The 12,350-nt window shown below is 77.3% G+C and carries 3 protein-coding genes; all 3 read left to right on the top strand.

Annotated elements, in window-relative coordinates; all coding sequences use genetic code 11:
* Positions 1–2,160: acyltransferase domain-containing protein (locus tag MXD62_RS22060; protein ID WP_248831391.1), on the top strand; the 2,160-nt coding region annotated here is incomplete at its 5' end.
* Between the two features lie 41 nt (positions 2,161–2,201).
* Positions 2,202–12,029 carry a type I polyketide synthase gene (locus MXD62_RS22055; RefSeq protein ID WP_248831390.1) on the top strand — a complete coding sequence of 3,276 codons (9,828 nt, stop codon included), beginning with the start codon at positions 2,202–2,204 and terminating at the stop codon, positions 12,027–12,029.
* A gap of 56 nt (positions 12,030–12,085) precedes the next feature.
* On the top strand, positions 12,086–12,350 hold a 265-nt coding region (locus tag MXD62_RS22050), incomplete at its 3' end, for a beta-ketoacyl synthase N-terminal-like domain-containing protein (RefSeq protein ID WP_248831389.1).

Raw genomic sequence — 12,350 nt, 5'->3', positions numbered from 1 at the left:
GGGGTGGAGGCGCGGCTGCGGGTGGGGGCTGGTCGGGTGGAGGTGGCGGCGGTGAACGGGCCGTCGGCGACGGTGGTGGCTGGGGAGCCTGCGGCGCTGGACGGGTTGTTGGCGGTGTGGGAGGCGGAGGGTGTTCGGGTGCGTCGGTTGCCGGTGGACTATGCGTCGCACACGGCGCAGGTGGACCGGGTCCGCGACCGACTCACCACGGAGCTCGCCGGCATCGCCCCGCGCCCGGGTGACGTGGCGATGTGGTCGGCGGTGACGGGACGTCCGGTGGAGCCGGGGGCGCTGGACGGGGAGTACTGGTTCCGGAACCTGCGGTCGCGGGTGCGCTTCGACGAGGCGGTGCGCGGGCTGCTGGCCGAGGGGCACCGGGTGTTCGTGGAGATCAGCCCGCATCCGGTGCTGACCGCGGCGATCACCGAGACGGCCGAGGCGGCCGGCGTCCCCGACGCTGTGGTCGTGGGGTCGCTGCGGCGCGGCGACGGCGGGCCGGACCGGCTGGCGGCGGCCGCGGCGCGGCTGTGGGTCCAGGGCGTCCCGGTGGACTGGGCGCCGCTGGTGGCCGGGGGCCGCCCGGCCGAGCTGCCGACCTATGCCTTCCAGCACCAGCGCTACTGGCCCGACGCGCCCGCGGTGCGTGGCGGCGCGCCCGATCCGGGCGTGCGGCCCGCCGACCATCCGATGCTGAGCGGCGTGGTACCGCTGGTCGACACCGGTGGGCTGCTCCTCACCGGTCTGCTCTCACGGGGCTCGCATCCCTGGCTCGCCGATCACACGGTTGGCGGCGCCGCGCTGCTGCCCGGTGCCGTGTTCCTCGAGCTGGCCGTCCAGGCCGCGGACCAGACCGGCTGCGACGAGGTCGCCGAGCTCACCCTTGAGACGGCCCTGGTCGTTCCCGAGCACGGCGGCGTCCACGTGCAGGTCGCGGTGGGTCCGCCCGACGGCGCGGGCCGGCGCTCGCTGGCCGTCTACACGCGTCCGGACGGTCGAAGTCGGCCGGGGGACCCGGAGGGGCCGCGGGAGCCGTGGGTCCGGCACGCCCGGGGCGCGCTCGCGGTGCGGGCCCCGGGCGGCATCGCCGCGGACCCGGCGTTCGACCTGGTCGTGTGGCCGCCGAGCGGAGCGCGTCCCGTCCCGGTCGACGACCTGTACCCGCGCCTCGCCGCGGCGGGCGTGGACTACGGCCCGGCCTTCCACGGGGTGCGTGCGGTGTGGCGCCGCGATGCGGAGCTGTTCGCCGAGGTCGGCCTGCCCGAACCGCTGCGGGGGACGGCCCGGCGGTTCGCCCTGCATCCGGTGCTTGTCGACGCCGCCTTCCAGCCGCTCGTGCTCGATCCGGAGCTGGGGCCGCGGCGGCTGCGCCCGTTCTCCTGGAGCGCCGTCCGCGTGCTCGCGGACGGCGCGTCGACGCTGCGCGTGCGGCTGTCGCCGGCCGGCGCCGACGAGGTGGCCGTGACTCTCGCCGACGGCACGGGCCAACCGGTCGCCGAGGGCACGCTGGCACTCCGGCCGGCCTCCCCGGCACCCGCGGTGGCACCCCCGGGGCCGCCGCCCGCGGCAGCCGTGCCGGTGCCGGTCATTCCGGCCCGGCGGGCCGCCGCGGACGCGGACCAGCCCGACGCCTCCTCGTTCGCCCGGCGGCTGGCCGGCCTCGCCGGGCCCGACCGGGAGCAGGCCCTGCTGGAACTGGTCCGTGCTCAGGCGGCCGCGGTGCTCGGCCACGAGGGTGCGACGGCCGTCGCGGATGACCGCGCGTTCCGCGATCTCGGCTTCGACTCGCTCAGCGGGGTCGAGCTCCGCGACCGGCTGACCGCCGTCACCGGGCTGCGCCTGCCGGCCGCACTGGTCTTCAACCATCCGACGCCGCGGGCCCTGGCCGGCTACCTGCGGGCCGGGCTCGAGCCGGGACGGGCGGGCACCGCCGCCGCCCTGGCGGAGCTGGACCGCCTCGAAGCCGCGCTCGGCATGGCCGCAGAGGGCGACCGGTCCGTGCTCACCGAGCGGCTGCAGGCCCTGCTGTGGCGGTGGACCGACACCCGGGCCGCGCCCGCCGGCGGCACGTACGTCCCCGCCGGGGAGGACGGCGACGACTTCGAGTCGATGACCGACGACGAGATGCTGGAGGTGATCGACCGGGAGCTCGGCGCGCTGTGACCCGTCCGCCCTGATCAGCCCGACGCTGGGAGACCTGACCGATGTCCAGTGCCAACGAGGATCGGCTCCGGGAGTACGTCAGGAAGGTCATGACGGATCTCCGGCGGACGCGGCGGCGGCTGAGCGATCTCGAGGCCGCCGCGCACGAGCCGATCGCGATCGTCGGGATGGGCTGCCGCTACCCGGGCGACGTCCACTCGCCCGAGGACCTGTGGGAGCTCGTCGCCACCGGCCGGGACGCGATCACCGGTCTGCCGGCCGACCGCGGCTGGGACCTGCCGGCCCTCTACGACCCGGACGGCACCCGGCCCGGCACGACCTACACCCGCCACGGTGGCTTCCTCCACGACGCCGCCGGCTTCGACGCGGAGTTCTTCGGGATCTCGCCGCGGGAGGCGCTGGCGATGGACCCCCAGCAGCGGCTCCTGCTGGAGGTCGTGTGGGAGACGGTCGAGCGGGCCGGTATCGATCCGTCCGCACTGCGGGGCAGCGGGACGGGGGTCTTCGTCGGCAGCATCTACCAGGACTACGTCTCCCGGCTGCGTGACGTCCCCACCGAGGTCGAGGGCTACCTGAGCACCGGCGGCGCCAGCAGCGTGCTGTCCGGCCGGGTCGCGTACACGCTCGGGCTGGAGGGCCCCGCCGTCACCGTCGACACCGCCTGCTCCTCCTCGCTGGTGGCGCTGCACCTGGCGGCGCGGGCGCTGCGCGGCGGCGAGTGCGCCCTCGCGCTGGCGGCCGGCGTCGCGGTGATGTCCACCCCGCTGGTCTTCACCGAGTACGGCCGCCAGCGCGCGCTGTCCGCGGACGGCCGCTGCCGCGCGTTCGCCGCGGGCGGTGACGGCTTCGGTCTCGCCGAGGGTGTCGGCGTCCTGCTCCTCGAACGGCTCAGCGACGCACGCCGACTGGGGCATCCGGTGCTCGCGGTGGTGCGGGGCAGCGCGGTGAACTCCGACGGCGCGTCCAACGGGCTCACCGCGCCCAACGGTCCCGCGCAGGAACGGGTGATCCGCCAGGCGCTGGCCGACGCCCGGCTCGCGCCGGAGACCGTCGACGCCGTCGAGGCGCACGGCACCGGGACGGCACTGGGCGACCCGATAGAGGCGGACGCGCTGCTGGCGACCTACGGGCGCGGCCGGCCGGCGGACCGGCCGCTGTGGCTGGGGTCGCTGAAGTCGAACATCGGGCACGCGCAGTCGGCCGCGGGGGTCGGTGGCGTGATCAAGATGGTCCTCGCGCTGCGTCACGGGGTGCTGCCCCGGACCCTGCACGCGGCCGAGCCGACGGCCGCCGTCGACTGGGCCGCCGGCGACGTCCGGCTGCTCACCGCGGACGTCGACTGGCCGCGGACGGACCGCCCGCGGCGGGCGGGAGTCTCGTCGTTCGGCGTCTCGGGCACGAACGCGCACGTGATCGTGGAGGAGGCCCCCGCGCCCGAACCGGAGCCCGAACCCGAACCCGAACCCGAGGCCGAAGCCGAGGCTGGGCTCGGGCCGGTCGGCGAAGGCGGCGCCGGCTCGGGGGCCGGGGCCGCGTCCCGTCCCGCACCGGTGCCCACCGAGGCGGTGCCGTGGGTTCTGTCGGCGCGTTCGGAGGCGGGACTGCGCGCCCAGGCCGGTCGCCTGACGGCCTTCCTGCGGCCGGGTCCCGGCTCCGTCGCCGACGTGGGCTTCTCGCTGGTGCGGGGCCGGGCGGCGCTCGAACACCGGGCGGTGGTGCTGGGCGCCGACCGGCACGCCGCGCTGGGCGCGCTGGCCGGGGGCGAGCCGGCGGCGGATCTGGTGTGCGCGAGCGCGGGTGACGGCGCGGGTGACGGCCGGGTGGTGTGGGTGTTCCCCGGGCAGGGCGCGCAGTGGCTGGGCATGGGAGTGGAGCTGCTCGATTCGTCCGCCGTGTTCGCGCAGCGGGTGGCGGAGTGCGACCGGGCGCTGGCCGGCTTCGTGGACTGGTCGGTGGTGGACGTCCTGCGCGGCGTCTCGGGCGCGGGATGGCTGGAGCGGGTCGAGGTGGTCCAGCCGGTGTCGTGGGCGGTGATGGTGGGCCTGGCGGCGGTGTGGGAGTCGTGGGGAGTACGGGCGGATGTGGTGCTGGGGCACTCGCAGGGGGAGATCGCCGCCGCCTGCGTGACGGGGGCGCTGTCGGTGCCGGACGCGGCCCGGGTGGTCGCCGTCCGCGGCCGGCTGATCGCCGCCGAGCTGGCCGGGGGCGGGGGTCGGACGGGCGCCGTCGGGGGCGCCGGGGGAATCGCCGGGGGCGATGCCGGGGGAATGGTGTCGGTGGCGTTGCCGGCGGCGGAGGTGGAGGGGTTCCTGGAACGGTGGGACGGGCGGGTGGAGGTGGCGGCCGTCAACGGTCCGGCGTCGACGGTGGTGGCCGGCGAGACCGCGGCGCTGGAGGAGGTCGTCGCGTTCTGCGCGGCTCGCGGCGCGCGGGCACGGCGGGTCGCGGTGGACTACGCCTCGCACACCTCCCGGGTGGAGCCGCTGCGGGCGAGCCTGCTGCGGGAGCTGGCGGGCCTGCGGTCCGCGGCTCCGCGCATCCCCTTCTTCTCGACGGTGACGGGCCGGCGGATGACGGAGCCCGGCGAGCTGGACGCGCCGTACTGGTTCGACAACCTGCGGTCGCCGGTGCTGTTCGCGCCGGCCGTCCGGGAGCTGCTGGACGAGGGCTGCCGGTTCTTCCTGGAGGTCGGCGCGCATCCGGTGCTGACGCCGGCGGTGGCGGAGAGCGCGCTGGCCGCCGGAGCGGACGGCGCCGTCGCGGTGGGATCGCTGCGCCGCGACGACGGCGGCCTGCGGCGCCTGGCCGCGAGCGCCGCCGAGCTGTGGGTCCGGGGCGCCGAGGTCGACTGGGGACCGCTGGTCGCCGGGGGCCGTCGGGTGGACCTGCCGACCTACGCCTTCCAGCACCGCCGCTACTGGCTGGGCGCCGACGCCCCGGCGGAACCGACCCGGGTGAGTGACCCGGTCGCGGGATCGCTGTTCCGGACGGAGTGGACCCCGCTGCCGGTGGTCGCCGAGGGGGCCCCGGTGAGCGCTGCCGCGTTCGGCACCCCGGCGAGCTGGGATGCCTCGGCGCTCGGTGCGGAGCTGGCGGCGCTGGCCGTGACGGGCGGTCTGGCCCCTGACCGGGTGGTCGTCGGCCTGCCACGGGCAGCCGCCGCCGATCCGACGGGCACCGACCCGGTCGGCGTGGTGCACGCGGCCGTGCGGTGGGCGCTGTCGCTGATCCAGGCCTGGCTGGCCGACGACCGCCTCGCCGCCGCCCGGCTGGTGCTGACGACCCGCGGGGCGGTGGAGGGGGAGCCCGGCGGGCAGGTCACCGATCTCGCAGCCGCCGCGGTGTGGGGGCTGGTGCGCTCGGCGGAGTCCGAGCATCCCGGGCGGTTCGTCCTGCTCGACCTGGACGACGACGAGGACTCCGCGGCCGTCGCGCCCGCCGCGGTCACGGCCGCGCTGGCGGCGGGGGAGCCGCAGCTCGCCCTGCGCGCCGGTCGCGCGTTCGTACCGAGACTCGCCCCAGCCGCGCCAGCCGCGCCAGCCGCGCCAGCCGCGCCAGCCGCGCCAGCCGCGCCAGCCGCGCCGGCTGGCCCGGCTGGTGACGGCGTCCGCTGGGACCCGGCGGGAACCGTGCTGATCACCGGTGGGACGGGCACGCTCGGCGGGCTGGTCGCCCGGCACCTGGTCACCCGGCACGGCGTGCGCCACCTGCTGCTGGCCGGGCGGGGCGGGCGCGCCCCGGAGCTGGTCGCGGAGCTCACCGAGCTCGGGGCGAGCGTCACCGTGGCGGCGTGCGACGTGGCCGACCGCCGGGCGCTGGCCGACCTGCTCGCGGCGGTTCCCGCCGGACGTCCGCTGCGGGCGGTCGTACACGCCGCGGGAGTGCTCGACGACGGCGTCGTTACAGCCCTGACGGGGGAGCGGGTCGACGCCGTCCTGCGGCCCAAGGCCGACGCGGCGCTGCACCTGGACGAGCTCACCGCGCATCTCGACCTGTCCGCCTTCGTGCTGTTCTCCTCGGCCGCGGCGCCCTTCGGCAGCGCCGGCCAGGGCGCCTACGCGGCGGCGAACGCGTTCCTGGACGCGCTCGCCGCGCGGCGGGCCGCCCGTGGGCTGCCGGCCGCCTCGCTCGCCTGGGGGCTGTGGGCGCGGCGCAGCGGGCTGACGGCCGGGCTCGGTTCCGCCGACCTGCGCCGGATGGCCCGCACGGGGATGCGCCCGCTGGAGACGTCCGAGGCGCTCGACCTGTTCGACCGGGCGCTGGCCGGGTGGCCGCCCACCCCGGGCGGCCCCGGCGCCGCTCCTGCCGTCCGGGACGCCGCGCTGGTTCCGGTGGGCCTCGACGGCGCCACGCTGCGCGCCCACGCGGCGGCCGGGACGCTCCCGGTGATCCTGCGGGGTCTCGTCCCCGTCGCTGCGCAGGCCGACCGGACCGCGGCGGCGGGCACGTCCACCGGTCCGGGCGCGGTCGTCGGGTTGGCCGCGTCCACCGCGCCGGGCGCGTTCGTCCCGGCGGGTGCGTCGGACGGCCTGGTCCGCCGCCTGCGCGAGGTGTCCGCGCCCGAGCGGCACGACCTGCTCGTCCAGCTTGTCCGGGCGCACGCCGCGGCGGTGCTCGGGCACGCCGCGGCCGAGGCGGTCGGCCCGTCCCGGGCGTTCAAGGACGCCGGCTTCGACTCGCTGACCTCGGTGGAGCTGCGCAACCGGCTCGCCGCGGCGACCGGCCTGCGCCTGCCGGCGACGCTGCTGTTCGACCATCCCACCCCGGTGGCCGTCGCCGACCGGCTGCGGGCCGTCCTGCTGGACGACGCGGCGGACGTGCCGGACGCGGCCGTGTCCCCACCGCCGTCCCGGCACGCCGACGACGACGGCTCGGACGACCCGGTTGTGATCGTGGGCATGGGGTGCCGGTACCCGGGTGGGGTGTCGTCCCCGGCGGAGCTGTGGCGACTGCTGGCGGACGGCGGCGACGCGGTCTCGGGCTTCCCGGCCGACCGCGGCTGGGACGTCGACGGGCTCTACGACCCGGAGCCCGGCCGTCCGGGCCGGTGCTATGTGCGGGAGGGCGGGTTCCTGCATGACGCGGGTGACTTCGACGCGGAGTTCTTCGGGATCTCCCCGCGTGAGGCGCTGGCCATGGATCCCCAGCAGCGACTGCTGCTGGAGGTGTCCTGGGAGGCGCTCGAGCGGGCCGGCCTCGACCCTTCGTCGCTGCGCGGAACCCCGACCGGTGTGTTCACCGGCCTGAGCTACCACGACTACGCCACGGGCTCGCGGGCCGGGCAGGACTCGGAGGGCTACCTGCTCACCGGCAGCGCGGGCAGCGTCGCGTCGGGCCGGGTGGCGTACACGCTGGGCCTGGAGGGGCCGGCGGTGACGGTCGACACGGCGTGCTCGTCCTCGCTGGTGGCGCTGCACCTGGCGGTGCGCGCGCTGCGCTCCGGCGAGTGCACGCTGGCGCTGGCCGGCGGCGTCACCGTGATGGCCGGCCCGACGACCTTCGTCGAGTTCGCCCGGCAGCGGGGGCTGGCCCGCGACGGCCGGGTCAAGGCGTTCGCCGCGGCGGCGGACGGCACCGGATGGGGCGAGGGCGTCGGCGTCCTCGTGGTGGAGCGGCTGTCCGCGGCGCGACGCGGCGGGCACCGGGTGCTGGCGGTCGTGCGGGGCAGCGCGGTCAACCAGGACGGCGCGTCGAACGGCCTGACGGCGCCGAACGGCCCGGCGCAGCAGCGGGTCGTGCGGGCGGCGCTGGCCGACGCGGGGCTCGGCCCGGAACAGGTCGACGTCGTCGAGGCGCACGGCACCGGGACGGTGCTGGGGGACCCGATCGAGGCGCAGGCGCTGCTGGCGACCTATGGACGGGACCGGCCGGCGGGGCGTCCGGTGTGGCTGGGGTCGGTGAAGTCGAACATCGGCCACACCCAGGCGGCGTCCGGCGTGGCCGGGGTGATCAAGATCGTGGAGGCGCTGCGGCACGGGACGGTGCCGCGCACGCTGCACGTCGACGCGCCGTCGCCGCGGGTCGACTGGACCGCTGGCGCGGTGCGGCTGGCGACCGAGCCGGTCGCGTGGCCGCGGGAGGCGGGGCGGCTCCGTCGGGCGGGGGTGTCCTCGTTCGGGATCAGCGGCACCAACGCCCACGTCATCCTCGAGGAGGAGACCGACCACCCGGACGACGCGGCCGCGGACCCGGGGCCGCCAGTGGGCACCGCCCCGACGGTCGTGCCGTGGCTGGTCTCCGCGCACTCCGAGGACGCGCTGCGGGCGCAGGCCGCCCGCCTGGCGGCCCACCTCGCCGGCATCCCCGCCGCCGGGCCCGAGCTCGCGGCGGACGTCGGGTTCTCGCTGGCGACCGGCCGGGCCGCGCTGGCCTGCCGGGCCGTCGTCGTCGCGGACGACCTGGCGGGCGCGTCGCGCGGGCTGGCCGCGCTCGCGCGGGGCACGGCCGCCGCCGGGATCGTCCGCACCACGGTCCGGTCGCCGGGCCGGACGGCGATGCTCTTCACCGGTCAGGGCTCGCAGCGCCCCGGCATGGGCCGGGAGCTGTACGAACGCTTCCCGGCGTTCGCGCGCGCCTTCGACCTCGCCCGCTCGCACCTTGATCCGCACCTGGACCAGCCACTCGACGAGGTGCTCGCCGACGGGCCGCTGCTGGACCGCACCGACCACACCCAGCCCGCGCTGTTCGCACTCGAGGTCGCCCTGCACGACCTGCTGCGCTCCTGGGGCGTCGCCCCGGACTTCGTCGCCGGGCACTCCGTCGGTGAGATCGCCGCCGCCCATGTCGCGAGGGTGCTCTCGCTGGCAGACGCGTGCGCCCTGGTCACGGCACGCGGCCGTCTCATGGCGGAGCTCCCCGCGGGTGGGGCGATGGTCTCCGTACAGGCGACCGAGCGGGACGTCCTGGCATGGCTGGCCGAGGAGGAGGCTCAGGCGGACCCGCCGGGCCCCGGCCGGGTGGGGATCGCCGCTGTCAACGGCCCCGACTCCGTCGTGATCAGTGGTGACGAGGACGCGGTGACCGCGCTCGCCGCCCGCGCCGAGGCCCTCGGACGCCGTACCCGCCGGCTCCGGGTGGCGCACGCGTTCCACTCCTCGCGGATGGACCCCATGCTGGCGGCCTTCCGGGAGGTCGCGGCCACGTTGCGGTACCGGGCGCCGGCCGTCCCGGTCGTCTCCACGGTGACCGGGCAGGTCGCGTCCGCCGAGCAGCTGTGCGACCCCGACTACTGGGTGCGGCAGGCCCGGCAGCCGGTGCGCTTCGCCGACGCCGTCGCCTGCCTGCACGAGCGGGGGGCGACGACCTTCCTGGAGCTGGGGCCGGCCGGAGTGCTCTCCGGGATGGGACGCCAGTGCCTGTCGGACGGGGACGCGGTGTTCGTGCCGGCGCTGCGGGCCGGCCGTCCCGAGGAGCACTGCCTGGTGACGGCGCTCGGCGAGGGACACGCCAACGGCACCCGTGTCGACTGGGCTGCGTTCTTCGCGGGGGCACGGGTGACCGACCTGCCCACCTACGCCTTCCAACGGCGGCGGTACTGGCTCGCCCCCGCGGTCGGTCCTGCCGCTCCCGTCGGGTCGGGCGGCGCGGGTGCGCCGGCTGCCCCGGCGGAGGACACCGCCTTCTGGGACGCGGTGGCGCGCGCGGATCTCGGCGATCTGGCCGGCACGCTGGGCGTCGACGAGGACGCGCCGCTGCGCGCCGTGCTGCCGGCGCTGGTGTCCCGGCACCGGCGGCGGCGCGAGGCGGCCGGTCTGGACGACCTGGTCTACCGGACGGTCTGGACGCCGCTGACCGTCTCCGCGCCACCCGCGCTGTCAGGAACCTGGCTGCTGGTGGCCCCGGCCGGGCCGGCCACCGACGGCCTGGTCACCGACGGCCTGGTCACCGAGTGCGCCGAGGCGCTGGAACGCCGGGGCGCCCGGGTGGTGCGGCTCACGGTGAGCGCGGACGTCGACCGGCGGTCGCTGGCCGCCCGCGTCACCGAGCTCGTCGGGACGTCCGTTCCCGGCGCCGCCGATATCGGTACCGGCACTGGCACCGCTGGTGGCGCCGACGCTGGTGGCGCCGGCAGTGCCGACGCCGGCAGCGCCCGCGCGGTCCGCGGGGTGCTCTCGCTGGTCGCCCTCGACACGGCGCCGCTCCCGGCTCATCCGGTGCTACCCGCCGGGCTGGCCGGCACCGTCGCGCTCCTGCAGGCGCTTGGCGACGCCGGTGTGCCCGCCCCGCTGTGGTGCGTCACCCGGGGGGCGGTCTCGACCTCGGTCACCGACCCGGTCACCGACCCGGCGCAGGCGCAGGTGTGGGGTCTAGGCCGGGTCGCCGCCCTGGAAGCGCCGGCGCGGTGGGGTGGGCTGCTGGATCTGCCGCGCTCCCTCGACGAGCGTTCGGCCGAGCGGCTGGTGGCCGTGCTGGCCGGCACCACCGGCGAGGACCAGGTCGCGCTGCGGACCGCCGGGGCCTTCGGCCGGCGGCTGGTGCGCGCCGCCACCGGCGCTGACGAGCGACGGTGGCAGCCGCGGGGAACGGTGCTGATCACCGGTGGGACCGGTGCGCTCGGTGCGGCGGTCGCCCGCTGGTGCGCCGCGCAGGGCGCGGAGCGCCTGGTGCTGACGAGCCGGAGCGGGCCGGCCGCGCCGGGCGCCGCGGAGCTGGTGGAGGAGCTCGCCGCGCACGGCTGCCAGGTCACGGTGGCCGCCTGCGACGCGGCGGACCGAGCCGCGCTGGCCGGTGTTCTCGCGGCGGTTCCGGAGGAGTGCCCGCTCACCGCGGTCGTGCACGCGGCCGGCGCCGGCACCGGCGGCGTGCTGGAGGAGACGACCCCGGCCGGCCTCGCCGCCGTCGTCGCGGGCAAGGCCGCCGGCGCGGCCCACCTGGACGAGCTGCTGGGCGACCGGCCGCTCGACGCCTTCGTGCTGTTCTCCTCGATCGCGGGCACCTGGGGGAACGCCGGGCAGGGCGGCTACGCGGGCGCGAACGCCTACCTGGACGCGCTCGCCGAGCACCGCCGGGCCAGGGGCCGGCCCGCGACCTCGGTGGCGTGGGGAGCCTGGGCCGGCGCCGGGATGGCCGACGAACCGCGGGTCCGCGAGCGGCTGGCCCGGCACGGCCTGCCCACGCTGGCCCCCGACGAGGCGCTGCGCGCGCTGGCCGAGGTGGTCGGCCGGCAGGAGCCCTGCGTCGCGTTGGTCAGGGTGCTCTGGGATCGGTTCGTCGCGGCGTTCCCCGCGGGCCGACCGACCCGTCTCGTCGACGAGATTCCCGAGGCGCGCGCGGCGCTCGCCGGCATCCCCGGCGGCGGCACCGGTCTCGGGGGTGCCGCGGGCGGCGACAGCGCCGCGGCGTCGGAGAACGGCGGACCGCGGGCGGCGGGTGGGGCGTCGCTGCGGGAACGGCTCGGCGCCATGCCCGAGCACGGCCGGCACCGCGTCGTCCTGGAGCTGGTCCGGACGGAGGTCGCCGCGGTGCTAGGGCACGCGTCGGCCGAACAGATCCCGGCGGACCGGGCGTTCACCGATCTCGGTTTCGACTCCCTCGCCTCGGTCGAGACCCGCAACCGGCTCGGCCGTGCCACCGGGGAGCGGCTGCCCGCCACGGTCGTTTTCGACCATCCCACACCGGACGCGCTCGCCCGGTACCTGCGCGGCCTGCTGCTGCCCGCCGAGGTGGTGGCGGACCCGGTGCTCGCCGGCCTCGGCAGCCTCGAGGCGGCGCTGGCCGCGGCGGAGCCCCCCGACGAGGTGCGGGCCTCGGTCGAGACCCGGCTGCGGGCCATCCTGCGCTCGCTCGCCGGGGCCGGGTCCGCCGGGCTGGACGAGGCGAGTGACGAGGAGATGTTCGATCTGCTCGGCAAGGAGTTCGGTTTTTCCTGAGTTCCCAGCCATCCCAGGACACCGCATTGATGCCCGAGGGCCAGGAGGAAGCTCGCATGTCGAACGAGGACCGGCTGCGCCATTTTCTGAAGCAGGCGACAGCCGAGCTTCGTCAGGCCACCCAGCGGGTGCGCGAGCTGGAGGAGGCCGATCGCGAGCCGATCGCGATCGTGGGAATGGCCTGCCGTTTCCCGGGCGGGGTGTCGTCCCCGGAGCAGCTGTGGGACGTCGTCTCCGGCGGGCACGACGCGGTGTCGGAGTTTCCGGTGGATCGGGGTTGGGATGTGGCGGGTCTTTATGATCCGGATCCTGGTCGGGTGG

Origin of the sequence: Frankia sp. Mgl5, assembly GCF_023242985.1 — a bacterium.
Lineage (GTDB): Bacteria > Actinomycetota > Actinomycetes > Frankiales > Frankiaceae > Parafrankia > Parafrankia soli.
Note: the sequence above shows the minus strand (reverse complement) of the source record. Positions and strands in the feature narration are given on the sequence as shown.

Excerpts from the sequence above, each read along its gene's own strand:
- MXD62_RS22055 (WP_248831390.1), top strand. The coding sequence starts at position 2,202 with ATGTCCAGTGCCAACGAGGATCGGCTCCGGGAGTACGTCAGGAAGGTC.